Source organism: Brotonthovivens ammoniilytica, assembly GCF_025566885.1.
Taxonomy (GTDB): Bacteria; Bacillota; Clostridia; order Lachnospirales; family Lachnospiraceae; genus Brotonthovivens; species Brotonthovivens ammoniilytica.
On sequence record NZ_JAOQJQ010000008.1, the window covers coordinates 1 to 17,930 of the forward strand.

Below are 17,930 nucleotides of genomic sequence, written 5' to 3' on the forward strand. Positions count from 1 at the left end.
AAATGCTGAAAGAGGGCAAGCCGGCAGAGGAAGCATTTGGCGCTGCACTGGGAGCAACATCTGATAAACAGGACCGTGCCAATATGGTAGCCAAGCTGTTAAATAAAACCTATGGGAAATCAAAGACGACTTATGATAATTTATCAGGGAGTATTTTGGATGCCAATAAAGCAGAAGCGGAACTGAAGGAAACTCAGGCAGAGCTTGGGGAAACCCTCACTCCGTTGAATACAAGGTTCACAGAACTTAAAAATAAAGCCTTGAATGCCATGGCGCCGATGATAGAAAAGGTAGCAGATGCATTTATAGAGCTGATAGATGGGATTGACTGGGATGCAGGAGCCAGGCTGATTGGAAATGTCATGGAAGTGGCCATGAAAGGTCTGGAATGGCTGATGGATAACATAGATCTGGTCTCCGGCATGGTAGCAGGGCTTGGAACCGCATGGCTGACGTATAAGACGTACGTTATGATTGCGGATGCAGCGCAGAAGATTTTGAATGCTACAATGTCATCTAGTCCTTTAGGAGCCTTAAAACTGGGTATTTCTGCGATAGTAGGAGTTACTATGGCTGCGGTATCCTGGAGCAAACAATATGCGGATGCACTGGAGGCGGAAATTGAGAAGACATACGGCCTTACTCAGGAAGAAAAAAAGCTGTTTGATGAAATTAATAATGTTTATGAAGCAAATCAGAGAACCAATGAAGCGCGAAAAGAAAATTTCGATAAACTTGAACAGGAATATGTCTATTATGAACAATTAGCTGAGGAATTGCGTTCTATTACAGATGAAAATGGAAAGGTCAAAAAAGGATATGAGGACCGGGCTGCAGTTATTACTGGTATGCTGTCAGAGGCACTTGGGATTGAAATTGAGATCACAGATGGAGTGATTCAAAAATATGGAGAATTAAGTGATTCTATAGATTTGATTATACAGAAAAAAGCGGCGGAGGCTCTACTGGAAGCTAATAGGGAAGCATATGCAGAAGCGTTGCAAAATCAGACAGATGCGTATATGCGGATGGCAGAGGCACAGGACGTTTTAGCAGAAAAGACAGCGAAAGCGGAAGAGGCAGAAGCGGCTCTGAAAGAAGCACAGGAAAAGTTGAAAATTGCTCAAATGCATGGTTCTCCGGCTGCCACAGAATTGAGCAAAGAAGTAGCAAAGCTGTCAATGGCTCATGATGAGGCAGAAGCTTCCGTGGCAGAAGCAGAGCAGAAGGTTAAAGACGCGGAAACGACATGGGAAAGCTATAATGCTACTATCCAGAACAACAAAGGTCTGGCAGCGGCTACTGTATCAGGAGATTCAACGAAGATTCAGCAGGCTATGCTGGATATGCAAAATTCTTTTATAACGGCTGAGTATGCATCGAAGGATAGCCTGGAGCGTCAGGTTTCCAATATGCAGGCTCTTTATAAAGAATTGAAAACCAAGATAGAGAAAGGGGCGCCTGGAGTAACCCAGGAAATGGTTGATAATGCCAAATATATGGTAGATAAATCTGTGATTGAGCTTGGAAAATTTGAGAAGAAATCCGGAAAGCCTGCAATAAATGGGGTGAAAAATTTTGCGGGTTCTATTTATAATGAATCCTGGAGAGCTATAGATAAAGCAGACTACCTGACAGGAAAGATTGAAGGCAAGTTGAATATAGACACAAAACCAAAAGGAAAACAGGTAACAGAAGGACTGGCTGATGGAATGACAGCAACAGATGTTATAAGACAAGTAGTAAATGCTGCCTCATCCGTTGCAGGGGTCGTAAATTCTGCCTTGCGAAGTAAACTGGAGATTAATTCGCCGTCTAAAGTAGCAAGAAGGATTGGAAAGGGAGTACCGGAAGGATTGGCCTGTGGAATTGCTGATGATGAAAAACTTGTGAAGAAAGCATCTGCTAATTTGGCGGATGCAGCTGTAAAACCTTTCGGCATGTTGAAAAAAGGAACATCTTCTCTTTTTGATGGAATCTTTTTAGGGGATTTTGAAACCGGCTATGAGCGTGGAATTTCTTCTTTTCAGGGAATTGACACTTCTGATCTGGTAGCGTCCATGCAGAGCAGAGCCTTTGAATTGTCTGCAAAATATCATCCAGTTATCGAGTATGAGGACGTCTTAAATGGGAGTGCCGGAGATGATATTCCCATTGTCATAAACAATACGTTCGAAGTGGACGGAGAACCTCTGGTAACAAAAACCACAAAGGCAGCTATGAAACGAATTGGAAACGAACAAAGGCAAAGGGGGCGGTTTCAAGGTGCATATGTATAGGTTTTCTACTGATATTTTAAACTCTGCCGATTATTATATCTGGTTCCGGTCCTATCCGGTGATTGAAAGAGGACAGCAGAAGGTGACATATACAGAAGTTCCAGGAAGAGCAGGGACGCTGACAACTAAAGATGGGAGCTGGACAGATACCGTTGTTACAATGGAACTGGATATCACTGTGCCGGTTTTTGAAAGCTGTTCTGTAGATCAGATTTACAGCCAGTTTCGGGAAAAGGTTCTGGACAGCCGTCTGCTGTATCTGGAAGAGATTTCAGGAAAGTTCTTCCAGATTAAGAATACAGAGACCACCGGGTATTCCAGAGAATCGGATATTACTATATCGGTAGATCTTACCATTACCTGTGATCCGGGAGAATATTTGATTTCCGGTACGCGGGAATACTCTCCGGATAAGGTTCTGAAAAACAGATATTCGGTATGCTGTCCAACCTATCTGATTACGGGAAATGGGGGATGCACGCTGACAGTCAATGGAAAGAAAATGACAGCCACAGTAGGGCAGAACCTGACGATCCACACGGAGCGGATGCTGGCCTGCCGGACAGATGGAACCTTACAGAATACAGCGGTAAAAGGGGCGTATAAAGACCTGTATCTGCAGCCGGGGGAAAATACAATCGCAATCACAAAGGGATTTGACTTAAAAGTAATTCCGAATTGGAGGTGCTTATAGTGATAGAACTATACAGTCCGGATAACGCAGACTTTGAGCATAACGGAGATATGACGCTGCTTCCAGAGAGCGCATCTGTGCATGTGATTTTAAATGGGGCCTGGACAGCATCGCTTACACATCCGATTGATGATGAGGGTCGCTGGAAGTATATTGTAGAGGATGCTGTGGTAAAGCTGCCGTCTTTTAATGGAAATCAGTTGTTCCGGATCAAGCAAAAAGAAAAGTCAGACAGTGGGATTACAGTCACCATGGAGCCGATCTTTATGGACGCTCTTGGTGATTGTTTCTTAGTTGATGTCCGGCCGACCGGAAAGAATGGCCAGGAAGCCTTGAATAGTATGACAGCAGTCAATAAAAAGTATTCCGGAACGTCCAACATCACAACAACAGCCACTGCTTATTACGAATATATGAATCTGATTGAAGCAATCAACGGGGACAATGAGAACAGTTTTGTGAACCGCTGGGGCGGAGAAATCCTGTTTGATAATTATAAGGTGGTTATTGATAAAAGAGTGGGCGGCGATTATGGAGTGGAACTGCGGTATGGGAAGAATATCCCCCAGGATGGATTTACAGAAGATGTTGATCTCAGAGAAGTAGTAACCCGTATTTATCCCAAAGCCTATAATGGTTATAAAATGGCAGGCACTGGATATGTGGACAGCCCACTGATCAACAGCTATCCAACAATCAAAGCAGTAACCATTACTTTTGACGATGTAAAGATGGAAGCAGACGCCCAGGAGGACGATGCGGAAAAAGGAGTGATTATCTGCAAAAATCAGGCGGAACTGAATACGGCCTTGAAACAACGCTGCCAGGAACAGTATGAGGCCGGGATAGATCAACCGAAAGTGTCAATAGAAGCAGATATGATTCTGCTTTCGGATACAGATCAGTATCAGGAGTATGCGGTGCTGGAGACGGTGCTGCTTGGGGATACCATTCATTGTCATCATGAACGGCTGGACCTTACCACAGAAGCCAGAGTGGTGGAGCTTGTTTATGATGCAGTTCTGCAAAAGGTTTCTTCCGTGGTGCTGGGAGATTTTACATATAATTATTTCAACGGAGTTTCCAGTAGTGTAAACCGGATTGATCAGGCAATCCGCCCAGACGGAACGGTAATGGCTGATAAAATCGCCGGATTTATCAATGGCGCCATGGCAAGTCTGACGGCACAGTATAATGCTGCGAAAAAACAGGATGTGCTGGCGATATTATTTGAAAACCTGGATGATAGTAATTCTCTATATGGGGCACTGGCATTAGGCACACAGGGGCTTATGATTTCCAAGCGCCGGACGGCAGACGGGCGCAGCTGGGACTGGACGACAGCGATAACGGCGGCGGGAATGATAGCCACCTACATCGTTGCAGGAGTATTATCAGATCAAAAAGGACTTAATTACTGGAACCTGGATACCGGAGAGTTACGTGTGGTAGCTACAGAGTTTTCTCTGGCTGGAAAAACAATTGATCAGATTGCCGGCGAACAGGTGAATGACTTTGCCAGCAGTGTATATGATCCTGAAATCGCAGAGCTTCAGAAACAGATTGATGGTAAGATCGAAACATATTATTACGACTATGCCCCAACGCTTAACAATGTTCCGGCATCTGAATGGAACACAGAAGCGGAACGTCTGAAACATGAGGGAGATCTTTTTTACTGGAAATCCAAAGGATATGCATACCGGTTCTTCAAAAACGGATCAACCTGGAGCTGGCAGATGGTACAGGATACAGATGTTACGAAGGCGTTAGAAGCTGCAGCAGAAGCGCAGGATACCGCAGACCATAAACGAAGGGTATTTATTACAACCCCGGTTCCCCCTTATGATGTGGGGGATCTCTGGACGCAGGGCGCAGCTGGTGACATTATGAGATGTAAAACGGCAAGGGCATCCGGCTCTTATTTATCCTCTGACTGGATAAAAGCAAGTAAGTATACAGACGATTCGGCGGTAACAGCGCTGAATGATGCCTTAGATCAGGAAGAGGTATTCAACCGGTTGACGAATCATGGACAGATACAGGGAATTTATATGTCCGGAGGAAAGTTATACTTAAATGCTACCTATATGCAGATCGGGAAGATTACGGATAAAAGTGGAAATAACTGGTGGAATTTAGACACCGGGGAACTGCACGCAGGAAAGGCAACCTTTGAGAATATTTCCGGAACGGATGGGATTCGTATTAACGGAGGGAGAATCCGGGTTGTTTACGATGGAGATGAAATCGGATATATCGGAGCCAATAATCTTTCCAAAGATGCCAGTAAAAAAGGACTGGTATTTGATCTGGAAGATGATGGGGATTATATGACCTGGGCGTATAAAAAAACAGCAAGTGCAAACGTATATACAACGGTGCTTACCTTTGCAAGAAGCGGTGTATCAGGATTTACGGGAAATGCGTTAAATGCTGGCTGTAACCTGGATATGCAGAATTATAAGATCCAGCAGGCAATCATAGATGGGTTTAATTGTAGCAAATCTTTTCAAATTCCCAATAATGTAGACTGCAATATTTATTCTGATATAGATTTTCACAATTGGTCCTTAAAGAATTTGAAAGTGGAAAACCTATCGGCGATTGATGGAAAAGGGACTTGGACGGGAACAATTCCTATTTATTATGAAAAAGGAGGTTCTTATTATACAAGTACAATTAGTGTGGTAGATGGATTAATTGTCTCTGCACCAAAAGCATAGGAAGTATTTTATGAAAATGAAATTAGTAATGGAAGAAGCGGAAATAGAGTTAAACAATACAATGGATAAAGCGCAGATTCTGCCAGGAGCAGATGCGGATTTCAAAGAAGATATGGTTATGAAGGAGATTATGGAACGATTTATGGAGAAAGCGGGTGAATAACATGGTAATTGATGTAGATGTATATGTGTTAGACAACAAATTAAAAGAAACCATTGATTATGTCCAGGGAACAAACGCTCTGGGCATTTCTTTTCATTTTCTGGATTATGATATCCCTTCCGGTGCATCGGCCAAAGTTTACGCCGCAAAACCATCTACAAAGGCAGTTTACAATACTGCAGCCATATCCGGGAATGATGTCAATGTGGATGTAACAGATCAGATGTTTTCAGAGGTTGGTCTGACAAAGCTTCAGGTACAGATCGTAAAAGGCGCCGACACCCTGGTGACCTTTGTCCAGCTGGTACGGGTACATAAAAACTATGTAGCCGGCGACGTTCCGGAATCTGACAATGAGTCAAATTTTATAGATGACTATTTGGATGACATCAAAGACGCCACCAGCAAAGCCAATACAGCTACAGATAAAGCAAACACGGCAGCGGGCCGGGCAGAGGATGCCCTGGAGGCCATTGAGGGAGCAGTAAAAGGTACGCTTATTAACGATGAGACATCGTCTAAAGTAACTGTGTACAGCGGTGATAAGGTGGAGCATCTGGCGAATCTATTTAGTTTTAACAACTTACATGATTCGAATACAAGCCATATAGTAGATGGCAATAAAATAACTATAACCAGTAAAACTACAGGCAAATCGTGTCTGGTTTACAAAGATATACAGTTAAAAAAGGGATATTATACAATTGCATGGCAATCAACACGCAGTGGGAATAGTGGCGGTGGTATTTATGTCGACTTGAGATATTCAGACGGAACTACGGAGGCAGGGACCAATGGATATTCTGGGCTATTAAATACTTTTGCAACATTTCACATGAAAGAAAATGCTACAGCAAGAATTATGATGTATTCGGGTTTGACTACCGGTGCTGTATCCGGAGACACGGCCACATTCGAAGTATTTTTGGTTGAGGGAGTCTATGATTTTAGCCAAGAAAGGCCAATGCTAAATAGTGTTAAGGATGTGACAGAGTTACTCTTGGATGAGCGGACAAATGCGGCGAATTTGTTCGATATGAATAAGATATCAGATGGTGAAACAGGGACAGTAAAAATAAGTGATGGAAAAATAATTGTGACAAGTGAAGCTGTTACAGCAGCTCAGGGTGGTATTGTAAATATTAAGGATATGATTAAATCAAATACATGGTACACGTTGACTTGGAGTTCAACAAGATCTGGGGGTTATGGCGGTGGCGTGCTTATAGATTACAATGATGGCACTGGGAATAAAAGAATTGCCGAAAAACCAAATGAATTGAATGGTAGTTTAATATTTTTCAGTGGAGAATCAGATAAAGCAAAAAGTTTTAGAATTGCGCTCTTATCTGGAATTACGGATAAATCCAAGGTAGGTGATACAGCCACCTTTGAAGATGTGTTACTAATGGAGGGTACCCAATACGCTCCGGCTAATCTGCATAATGTCAAAGATCTAGCGCAGCTTACGGCGGCTGTGGATAATCGGTCAGCTATTAATCTGTTTGATTATAAAGGTGCCAATGGAATAACGTTTATAAGAGCAACGGGAAGTGTTTCTGAAAATAAAATAACTGTAAAGTCAACAGATAATAGTAACTATGCATATGCGTCTTATAGGACGAAGGATCTGAAGCCTAATACGAACTATACTATATCTGCAAAATCAACAAGAACAGGAACTACTGGCGGAGGGATAAGATGTACGTTAATGACCGGTACGACAGCAGTATCTTTGGGAAATGCGAGAAATTGTCTTAATCCAGTTGTTGCTTTTAATACAAAAGATATTGATAAAGCAGATTTTTTATTAATTTCATTTGAAGCAAGTGATATTTCAACTGTTGGCGGCGTTGTCGGAGAATCAGCTACATTTACCGACATCATGCTTGTTGAGGGAGACTTCGCTCCCGGCAGCTATGTACCGAGTATTGGCGCAGATAATTTTAGCCAGGCAATTGCTGATCTCCAAGCACAGATTGTAGTGCTTGAGGCAGTCATATTAAATAATATATAAAAGAAAAATATTTTGAATAGAATATTGTCAGCAAAGCTGACCCGAATCGCGTACCAAGTCTCGCGAGAGTGAGACTTGAATATTCCGTATTCTTTCTGGACTTGGAAGGCTGCTATACTTGTGGAGATGATTTACAGGATGCGATCGTAATGGCAGAAGATATTCTGGCATTTTATTTGTATGATGAAGAAGCAGAAGGAAATGTGATACCGGAAGCATCTTCTCCTGATCATATAACATGTGAAAAAGGTGAGTTTGTGAATTATATTGCCTGTGATACCATTGAATATGCAAAAATGCATAATACCAGAGCGGTGAAAAAGACATTAACAATACCAGAGTGGTTGAATGCTGCGGCAACAAGAGCCGGAATAAACTTTTCGCAGGTATTGCAGGAAGCATTGTTGGAAAAAGTAAAATAGAAAGTAACATCACATTAGGGGAGTCTGAAAACGTGTTAGGAAATTGTGGTTTATCAACAGTTCCTCCCTGGGATACTTTTAAGAAACCTCCTGTATCAGAGCAGTGGATACAGGAGGTTTTTGATTGTCATAAGAGACGCGGCCGGAGAAATTCTGGCTCAGAATAAATGAATTTCTCAGGAATTATGTCGTTTTAAGTAAGCGCCTGATTCCTGCGGCTGCTGCCAGCATAGCGACTGCTAATATGCTGAATGCGGCAGCGGCAGGATAATTATAATCGGCAGTTTGGGGAGTCGAATTCACTTTATCTATATTCTGATGATCTTTGGATGACTGATTTGGCTCTTGTCTGTCGTTGGGATTTGGTTTATTATCGCCGGGCTCTGGTTTTTTGCTGTCATCATCAGAGGTTTGTCCGCCGCCTCCATCTGGTTTTGGGTCATCGCCGCCTGGTTTTTGTTCATCGTCCGGATTTTCGGGCTTGCTGCTGTCATCTGCAAGATCTCCAGGCTGAGGATTTTGGGTTTCCATGGCAGTGGCCCTGAAAATATATCGTTCCGGATTTGTATAGCTGCATGCCAGCACATAGAGTTTGTCCTGGTAGGCAGCAGCGGCGCTGAAAGAAGTTGTACCGTTATCCAGCAGCTTCTCATATACGGTGGTTTCTCCTGTTTTTGGATTTACAAGGTAAGTATCAAAGGCAGGCGTGCCGCTGCTTTTCTTTCCGGTTAATGCAAAAGATGATTTTAGTCCCGCATTGGAAAATGCAACCATGGTCTGACCTTCCGCCAGATGCTCCACGGTCAGCTCTTTTCCTGTGTAAAGTCCGGTATGATTGTTTTTTTGAATCAATTCCACCCCGTAAATATCAGATACAAGCAGACTTCCGTTACAGGTACTGACGGCAGGATTGGCGCGGGGAGAAAGCATTTCACCGGCTTTTTCAGTCTTTTTTGTATCCGGGTCAATGATCTGGATATCTGAAATATCTTCATATGCACCGGCGGTTTCGTTTAATCTGACGCCTCCTATGCACATCAGAGTACCGTTGTGATTGATAAGTAAGGTTTTCGGCGGAAGATCAATTTCTGCTTTTGTAAAGGTCTCATCATTACTTTCATCATAAAAATACAGCTGTTCATTTAAGTATCCGAAGGAATTTTGGGTATATCCGGCTATGGCCAGCGTTCCGTTCCAGGTGCAGGCGGTCAGTCCAAACAGCTCCTCCGGGAGGTTTATGGTTTTCCATGTTTTATCAGAAATACTGTAAGCCCAGATCTTATGTGCCGGCTGTTCATTCAGATGATCGGGGAGACAGAAAATCTGGTTATGATATCCCGCAAGGCTGAACGTGGTTATCTGGGCCAGATCCGGGTCGTCCGGAAGAGGGAGCTCCTCTTCAAAGTACGCTGTCTGTGTGGCTTTTCCAAGGTCAAAGGACTGATGGCCTTCCCCGGCGGCTGTTGTAACGGATATTTCTGTCATGCCTCCTGAAAATCCTGCCGGTTTTTTCAGAATCAGGATTTCGCCGTCCTGAGTGTCTGAGACAATATTCTGGCTGTTATCTAATATTTCTGCATCCATGCCGCCGATTTTTGCGGAAGAAACCGAACCAAAAAAGTAGCCGTCCACCACGATAGAATCCCCCTGGTCGGTCGCTTTATTTAACACCGGATATGGCTCCTTCCGGCCAAGATCAATCATGCCGCCGGATACACATTTATCCGAAAAGGTGTCATATTTGGTAACGGTTCCGGTTACTCTGGCTGCCAGTTTTGCCCCGGATTCGTTGTAAATGTCTGCCAGTATTGCGGCTGCACCGGCTGCTGCGGGGGCCGCCATGGAAGTTCCGTTCATATAAGCGTAAGGAATGGCTTTCTGGCTGTCTCCGATACCAATAGCATCCAGATAAACACTGCCTGTGGCTGCTCCTGCATTCATAGCTGCATCATGGTCAGAGAAAACAAGGGAAAACATTGCCAGATCAAACATCAGACGGAAGTTTTTATAGTCAGTGTTTTGGGGAAGTACTGCAGTGCAAGTATCCCAGGATCCGTCCAGGGTAGAATCGGGAGAGATATTTACCGGTTCCCAGGGATTTTGCTGATCAGTAGTCTTTACATAAAGTCTGACATTGGCACCGTTTTGTCCCTGGGCAGAAAGTTTAAAACTAATGCTTTTATCTCCTGATACAGAGTCGGCTTTACTGGAAAGGTCTATAGGCTGACTGTACAGGCGTATGGTTTCAGTTGTATTCTTTTTAATCTGAAGACTTTGGTTTCCCTCATACACTTTTTCCTCTGAGAGGGATATAAGATCGGAAGTACCTTGCGTGTCACTGGGATCTTCAGTAAGTACAAGTGACGGAGCATCACTTTCAAAGTCCTCATACCAGACAGGCTGATCGTCTGTTTCCGGATAATAAACGCTTTGATTTAAGGGCACTGTTGAGAGAATCTGAGTTCCCGGGGCAAACACATCTGTAGTCATTTTCCCGTATTCAGTGTAACAGGAAGCAGTTTTGCCGGGAGCGGCAGCATTTACCACAACAATATAAGGATTATTTAAAAATCCGCTTGCCATGCTGTCAGAAATATCATTATCATATCCAGAGTTACCGGAAGCAATCAGAGTAATGGCTCCGGCTTTTCCGGCTTCCGTAATAGCAAGCTCCACTGCCTTAGAAATGCCGGTCCCGCCCCAGGAGAGATTGACAGCTCTTACGTTAATGCCTTCCCTTAAGGCCTGTGCAACATAGTTAAATCCGCGGATTTTAGAAACAATTTCATTGTTTGTTTCAATGGCCATAATTTCAGCCTGTTCACTGACACCGGATACACCGGCATTATTCCAGGCAGCAGCGGCGATTCCGGCGCAATGTGTTCCGTGGCCGTTGCTATCAGAGACGTCATCTGCGGGGCCTTCTCCGGTAAGATTAATGCCGTGGCTGCCTCCGGGCAGTGAAGAGTTGGCGGGACGCGTCCACAATTTATCTTTTAAGTCCGGATGGTTTAAATCCACACCGGTATCTAAAATTGCAATAACAACGTTATCGCCGCCGCCCTGGCCGGGGGAGTTCCATCCGGGAATACCGATATTAAAATCCGTTTCGTTCTCAAAAGGGTTGTCCCCGTCAGATTGATTCTGGTAACCCCACTGCCACTGGGTTAAATCGGGATCTGCGGCTGACATGCTGTAATTTTCAGTGATATAGTTTGGTTCTGCAAAAATTACCTGAGGGTAAGATTCCAGTTCCTCAATCAGCTGTGCTGTTGACATGCTTTTGTCTGTGATATGTACAAGGGACAGGGAAGAGCTGTCAGAGGCATGTCCTTTGGCAGATTTTTCAGACTTTGTTTTTTCTGCAACTGTGCGGTCAGAAGTATACGTATCTGAAGACAGAGACATAAGAAGTTCAGAATCGGACAAAAGACCGGGAAGTGAGCTGCGGCTGCGGGCAGTATCTGTTTTCAGGCAGACGATGGCTTCCCCTTTTACATAACTGCCAGAGATTGCCCGCTCAGAATCGGATGACTTTGCAGCCAGTCCGGTAAGGGGCAGTGCTGAAACCGTCAGCAGTGCACATAACAATAGTGTCAATAATTTTTTCATAACATACTCCTTTTAAATGATGATACATCCATTATAGAGGAAGATAGAATTCTTCGCAAAGAAAAAAGCCCGGAAGACAGGGGTTTTTAATATGTCTGATCTTCTGAGCTTATTTTTAGGGGAAATCTTTAGGATTTAGGGAGGGATTCTTTTTATTTACCGGTATTCTGTGAATCCGGCTGCCGATCCTGCTTAACAGCTCGTTGGTGATAGAGCCGGACCGCACAGCTAGTTCTTCAGCAGTGAGAGTAAGAGCACCTTCGGAACCGATAAGGGTTGCTTTATCATTCACAGAAGCCATTGGAATGTCTGAAATATCTACAGTCATCTGGTCCATGCAGATACGGCCAATGACAGGAGCTGCTTTCCCGTGGATGATGACATATCCCTGATTGGACAGACTTCGGGGATAGCCATCTGCATAGCCCACAGGAAGTACAGCGATCCGCTCCGGACGTTTTGCTCTGTGAGTGCGCCCGTATCCAACCGATTCTCCGGCAGGAATCTCCCGAATGGAGGCAATATGTGTGTACCAGGATAAAACCGGACGCATAGAGGGAAGCAGACAGGAATCCTTGTTAGTATCACTGTAGCAGCCGTAAAGCAGGATTCCGGGGCGTGCAAAGTCGCAGGGAAGTCCAGGATAATTAATAACGCCGTAACTGCTCTGGATATGAATGGGAACCTGTATACCGGAAGCTTTTAGTGTTTTATCTAATTCTAAAAACTGCTGAATCTGAAAATCTGCATATTTGATATCGGAAGGCTCTGTGCTGTCAGCGGTACACAGGTGGGTGAACATACCTGTGACATTGATATCCGGCTGCTCAAATAATCTGCAGATTTCTGTAAAATGCTCCGGTGTAATTCCAAGCCTGTGCATTCCGGTGTCAATTTTTAAATGAACGTCCAGGTAAAAACCGGATTGAGCCAGTGCCCGGGCATGGGACAGATCTGTGACAGTCTGTGTCAGCTGATAATAGGAAATCTGGGAAGCAAAAGACGCGGGAGTATAGCCAAGAATCAGAATATTTCCGCATATCCCGGCCTTTCTTAAATGAATTCCTTCTTCTAGTGTGGCAACTGCAAAGTCAGTGACACCTATGCTGTTTAGATGTCTGGATACGATGACATCGCCGTGGCCGTAAGCGTTTGCCTTAACTACAGCCATCAGGCGGCAGGAATCGGGGAGCAGGCTGCGGATAATGGCTGTATTTTCTGTCAGGGCTTTAAAGTCAATTTCAGCCCAGGATCTAGCTCTTATAAGAGAGGTGTTTGTTGTTTCGTTTTTAAGTATTGTTGTATTTTCCATATAATCACCGCCAGTATGCAGGAGCCAAAAGCTGCTGCAAGATAATGTATAAGACTCTGCTGAATCAATACCGACTCCAGATGAGTGATCTTTGCTCCGGTACGGACAAGAACAATCATCCATGGATGGATTACATAAATAAGCAGAGAAATATCTCTAAAACATGCACATTTGGGCCAGTGCCGGGTTAAAAGCCAGGAAAACAGACAGTACATGGCCGGAATTAAAAAGAGGTACATGCTGTCATGCCGCTGAAGCTGTCCATGATGGAGCAGAAATCCTTCTAATGTCATAAGCATCAGAAAAATAAGGAACCAGTACAGCGCATTTTTCCCCTTTGGAGGCCTGCGAAGATGCAGCACCCATCCCAGGCAGAGGAAGAAGGGAACCAGAAAGATTCCGTTTCTGGTGTAGCTGCTAAATTGAAAGATTCCGTCATAAAACTGATGCAGAATCGGAAGCTTTTCTGACAGACCGTAATAGCTGTCGCCTCCAAGACCTGCCAGGTACAGAATGAAACTGATGATCAGACAGCCCTTTGGAGAGAAAAATCTTTGCAGAAGCAGTACGATTAACAGGCCTGCTATAACAGCCGGAAAGTACCAGAGATGGTAAAAGGTTCCGTCAAACATTAATTTCTGAATAAAGCCAAATGCAGTAAGTCCTTCAAACTGATGCCCGTAAAAGTTAAGAGGCAGGTAAAGGAGAATGGACCCGCCATAAAGCAGCAGAAGTTTTTTAAGAGCCGGAATCACTGCCCTGGGTTCCTTGGCTGCTTTTGGCAGCAGAAAAAATCCAGTTACCATAATAAAAAATGGTACCGCTGTTCTTGCCAGGATTCTTGTAAACCAGAAATCTGCGGATTGCGAAAAAGAGGTAAAAATGGAAGTATGAATAGAAACTACCAGAAAGGCTGCAATTATTCGGAATCCGTCCAGGCCGGAGTAATCTTTTCCGGATACTGTATTCATGAAACAATCCTCTCGTCTAAAGAGAGATATTCTTCCAGAACAATTCCACGGCGGGTAATTTCTTCTGCATAGGGAACACCTACATAACGGAAATGCCAGGGTTCTTCTGAGATTTTCGTAATGTGTTCTTTCCCTTCAGGGTATCGGAGAATAAATCCGTAAGAGGCAGCCAGCAGGCGAAATCTGCCGTAGATACCGGAGGAGGGAAAGTCCGGACAGATGAAATCAATATCAGGAATATTTGCGGCCAGGTCAATGGCAAGACCGGTCTGGTGTTCACTGCATCCTGGGAGAGCCACATACTGTCTGGTAAACAAATATCCGTTGTCCTTCATGGACTGTTTCCAGATCATACGCTGTTCCTGCATGGTGCGGAATCCGCTGACCGGAACAATTTTATCAAATGCGTCCAGTCTGGTTAAAAGAGCCTGGAGCGCCTTTGCAGCCTTAGTTTCCAGTAGAATATCCGGATAATCCGGGTGGGCCGGGAGAAGCTCTGTGTCTTCTGGAATCATAAGTGCCGGGTGGGCCGGGTTTACAAGCTGAAGATAAAAGGACTGTTTCATAATTCAGACACCTCCGTTTCTATGAGCTTTTGTACCAGATCTTTAAATGAGATTCCCGCGCCTTTCATCATATTTGGAAAGCGGCTGTGGGAAGTAAATCCGGGAATGGTATTGATCTCGTTAAATACAATTTCTCCCGATGGGGTTAAAAAGCAGTCCACCCGGGCAAAGCCGCTGCAGTGCATAGTGCGGTAAAGAGTTTTGGCAGTTTCTTTGATACGTCTGGCAGTTACCTCATCAATCCGGGCCGGCATATGAATCTTAGAAGTTTTTAACTGATACTTTTCGGTATAATCAAAAAATCCGGAAGATAATTGGATTTCATCCACTTCACCGGTGAAAAGGATTTCATTTCCCATCACTGCGCATCCTACTTCGAATCCGTCTACGGCTTCTTCGATAATAACAGCGGTATCATATGTAAAGGCTGTAACAACAGCGTCAGCCAGCAAAGCCGGGTCCGTGACCTTTGTGATGCCAAAAGAAGAACCGGCATTCAGAGGTTTTACAAACAGCGGATATGTCAGATGGGAAGCCTTAAGGGCCAGCTGCTTTTGGGAGCCCATTTCATAAATTACTGTGGACTTAGGAACGCTGATTCCCGCTGCGGCAGCAAGCTTGTGGGCAGTATCTTTGTTCATACACAGGGCAGAGGATAAAAGTCCGCATCCGATACATGGGATGCCGGCGAGAGCTAAAAGTCCCTGAATAGTTCCGTCCTCTCCGAATTTTCCGTGCAGTATAGGGAGCGCTGCGTCCAGGTAAACAGTCTGAATCCCATAAGTGGTAAACTCAAGCAGGCCGTGGGTTGTACGGTCCGGTGAGATAATTGCCGGGCAGCAGGTGCCGTTTTCCCAGATATCAGCGGCTATCTGCTTAGGAGAGCCGTAAAAGCGGTACCATTCCCCTTCTTTTGTAATTCCCAGCAGTACAATATTATATTTTTCTGTGTCAATATGGGAGATCACTGCTGAGGCAGACTGCAGAGAAACGTCATATTCACTGGAACAGCCGCCAAATATAACAGCAATGGTTTTCTTTGATGTTGTATAAGTTTCTGATGTATGGTTCATATGGAATCCTTCCTTTCTGAAAAAATGATATCAGATCCGGATGACGGTCAGATGACTTCTAGATGACAGTTTTGTCACTTTCATAGAAAAACCGCATCCGGTGTTGATACATTTAGTGTAATCAAAACTAGATACGGTTTTATTGCAATTACCTGTGAAAAATCTTATGGTTTTCTTAACAGGCACTTATGATTTTGTGTGATAGTCTGTCTGAGGAAGAAATACGGTAAATGTAGTGGCGTCCATATTGCTTTCTACAGAGATGGTACCGTGATGTGCCGTAACAATTTCTTTGGCAATGGCAAGTCCGAGACCCGAGCCGCCGGTCTGGGTGGAACGGGAGCTGTCCAGCCGGTAAAATTTTTCAAAAATGGTTTCCTTTTGGTGTTCCGGTATGGGATCTCCCTGGTTTGTAAAAGTCAAGGTGACGCCGTCCTGGCCGGAGCGGGCGCAGACCGCAATATCGGAATCCTGATAGCTGTAGGCGGCGGCATTTTTAAAAATATTGTTAAATACCCTGGCCAGCTTGTCTGCATCACCGTAAAGAATCAGGCCGGATGGAACATCCACGGAAATACTTTTTTTCATAGGTTCCAGAACCGGGAAAAATTCATCGGCCATCTGCAGCAGCATGGTCTCTAGATGGATACGGCCGGGATTTACCACAATGGAATGGAGATTGTAGCGGGTAATCTCAAAAAATTCCTGAATCAGCTGTTCCAGCCGGTAAGATTTTTCCAGTGTAATACTAATATATTTTTTTCTCAGGTCTTCCGGAAGGGTGGGCGCTTCATCCAAAAGACACAGATAACCGATTACGGACGCCAGGGGGGTTTTTAAGTCATGGGCCAGATAAGTAATCAGATCATTTTTCTGCTGATTTTCCTGCTCCAGCAGCCTCTCCTGCTCCAGCGTCTTTGTCCGCAGCTGGCTGATAGGCAGGCGGATGGAAGAAAATTCTTTGGAAATCAGTTCCAGACTGGCTGTATCAGAAGATAGATACTCTTCAACCTGCTGTGACAGCAGCTGAATAGAGGCCTGCACTTTTCGTCTGGCATAAAATTTTGAGACCAGCCAGATGGCCAAAGACACGGTCAGCGCCAGAAAGAATACTGTTTTTATAATAAAATATTTAAAGCCTGTAAGTATTAATCCGCTGTTAAGCTGACCGGTATTTGGATCCTGGGTCTGCCAGATAAATTTTCTGGAAAACCAGTCAGTGAAAATACCGTTAAAAGATCTGTCGAACAGATAATAAATGAAAAAACAAAGCACCAGTATTCCCGCAATGATCAGAAGAACCGTTTTGATATTGGAGTGTTTTTTAAGTTTCATCTATTTTATACCCCACTCCCCACACTGTTTTAATATACTTTGGCCTCTCTGCGGAATCATGCATTTTCGCTCTCAGATGCCGGATATGAACCATAACCGTATTTACAGCGTTTTTATAGTATTTTTCACCCCAGACTTTTTGAAACAGCTCCTCGGAACTAACCACTTGTCCCAGATTTTCGCACAGAATCCGGAGAATATCAAATTCCGTGGGTGTCAGTGAGAGAGGCTGTTCATTTAACGTATATGCATGGCTGGCAGTGTTGATGCAAAGTCCCCGGATGGAGAGCTCGCTGCTTTTTGTCTGGCTGGCCGCAGCGTCATAGTGGTTGGCTCTGCGAAGATGTGCTTTGACGCGGGCTACCAGTTCCAGCGGGCGAAAGGGCTTTGTAATATAGTCGTCTGCTCCAAGGGTAAAGCCGTTGATCTGATCAATTTCCCCATCTTTTGCAGTCAGCATCAGCACCGGGAACGTATATTGCTCCCTGATCTTTTGACAAATCGTAAATCCGTCAATATCGGGAAGCATAACATCTAAAATTGCAAGATCCAGATGGGTTGTTTGGATACAGTTCAGTGCGTCGGTACCGTTATGGAATTTGTATACAGTAAAATTTTCGTTTTTCAGATAAAGTTCAATTAAATTTGCAATTGCGTGTTCATCGTCTACAACTAGAATATCAGGCATAAAAAACTCCTTTCAATTTTAAGGCTGATATCTTCATTTTGTGCAGATGTCAGCTGTTTCAAATTATAGCAT

12 protein-coding genes and 1 pseudogene are annotated in these 17,930 nt (G+C 44.2%); 6 read left to right on the forward strand and 7 right to left on the reverse strand.

The window, feature by feature from the left end:
* The 6 genes and pseudogenes from OCV88_RS14460 to OCV88_RS14485 all read left to right on the forward strand — a co-directional run.
* Positions 1-2,279: pseudogene (locus OCV88_RS14460) on the forward strand (hypothetical protein); the annotation flags it as partial.
* Positions 2,266-2,973, forward strand: a complete 708-nt coding sequence (locus OCV88_RS14465; RefSeq protein ID WP_158426162.1) for a hypothetical protein — start codon at positions 2,266-2,268, stop codon at positions 2,971-2,973. The pseudogene OCV88_RS14460 and the gene OCV88_RS14465, both read left to right, overlap by 14 nt.
* Complete coding sequence (locus tag OCV88_RS14470; protein ID WP_158426163.1) at positions 2,973-5,699, forward strand: phage tail spike protein; 2,727 nt, start codon at positions 2,973-2,975, stop codon at positions 5,697-5,699. Before OCV88_RS14465 ends, OCV88_RS14470 begins: the two co-directional genes overlap by 1 nt.
* A gap of 10 nt (positions 5,700-5,709) precedes the next feature.
* A complete protein-coding gene (locus OCV88_RS14475; protein ID WP_262591407.1) occupies positions 5,710-5,862 on the forward strand; it encodes a hypothetical protein in 153 nt (50 codons plus the stop codon).
* Between the two features lies 1 nt (position 5,863).
* Positions 5,864-7,879, forward strand: a complete 2,016-nt coding sequence (locus OCV88_RS14480; protein ID WP_158426164.1) for a hypothetical protein — start codon at positions 5,864-5,866, stop codon at positions 7,877-7,879.
* A 68-nt stretch (positions 7,880-7,947) separates the two neighbouring features.
* Entirely contained in the window at positions 7,948-8,301 is a 354-nt protein-coding gene (locus OCV88_RS14485) for a type II toxin-antitoxin system HicB family antitoxin (protein WP_158426165.1), read from the forward strand.
* Between the two features lie 183 nt (positions 8,302-8,484).
* Here the strand turns inward: OCV88_RS14485 and OCV88_RS14490 are convergent, their stop codons facing one another.
* The 7 genes from OCV88_RS14490 to vanR all read right to left on the reverse strand — a co-directional run bounded on the left by OCV88_RS14490 (position 8,485) and on the right by vanR (position 17,858).
* The gene (locus OCV88_RS14490) at positions 8,485-11,913 is read right to left on the reverse strand and encodes a S8 family serine peptidase (protein WP_158426166.1); all 3,429 of its coding nucleotides are present in this window, start codon (positions 11,911-11,913) and stop codon (positions 8,485-8,487) included.
* 115 nt (positions 11,914-12,028) lie between these two features.
* Positions 12,029-13,225: a serine racemase VanT catalytic subunit gene (vanT, locus tag OCV88_RS14495; protein ID WP_158426167.1), complete on the reverse strand. Its 1,197-nt coding sequence runs from the start codon at positions 13,223-13,225 to the stop codon at positions 12,029-12,031.
* Positions 13,174-14,196 (reverse strand): acyltransferase family protein, encoded by a 1,023-nt coding sequence (locus OCV88_RS14500; protein ID WP_158426168.1) that lies wholly within the window; start codon positions 14,194-14,196, stop codon positions 13,174-13,176. The genes vanT and OCV88_RS14500 overlap by 52 nt, the downstream gene beginning before the upstream one ends.
* Positions 14,193-14,762: a M15 family metallopeptidase gene (locus OCV88_RS14505; RefSeq protein WP_158426169.1), complete on the reverse strand. Its 570-nt coding sequence runs from the start codon at positions 14,760-14,762 to the stop codon at positions 14,193-14,195. The genes OCV88_RS14500 and OCV88_RS14505 overlap by 4 nt, the downstream gene beginning before the upstream one ends.
* On the reverse strand, positions 14,759-15,835 hold the full coding sequence (vanG, locus tag OCV88_RS14510; RefSeq protein ID WP_158426170.1) for a D-alanine--D-serine ligase VanG: 1,077 nt from the start codon (positions 15,833-15,835) through the stop codon (positions 14,759-14,761). The genes OCV88_RS14505 and vanG overlap by 4 nt, the downstream gene beginning before the upstream one ends.
* Positions 15,836-16,021: 186 nt before the next feature.
* The gene (locus OCV88_RS14515) at positions 16,022-17,170 is read right to left on the reverse strand and encodes a sensor histidine kinase (RefSeq protein WP_158426171.1); all 1,149 of its coding nucleotides are present in this window, start codon (positions 17,168-17,170) and stop codon (positions 16,022-16,024) included.
* Positions 17,160-17,858: a VanR-ABDEGLN family response regulator transcription factor gene (vanR, locus tag OCV88_RS14520; RefSeq protein WP_158426172.1), complete on the reverse strand. Its 699-nt coding sequence runs from the start codon at positions 17,856-17,858 to the stop codon at positions 17,160-17,162. Before vanR ends, OCV88_RS14515 begins: the two co-directional genes overlap by 11 nt.
* Positions 17,859-17,930: the final 72 nt, after the last annotated feature.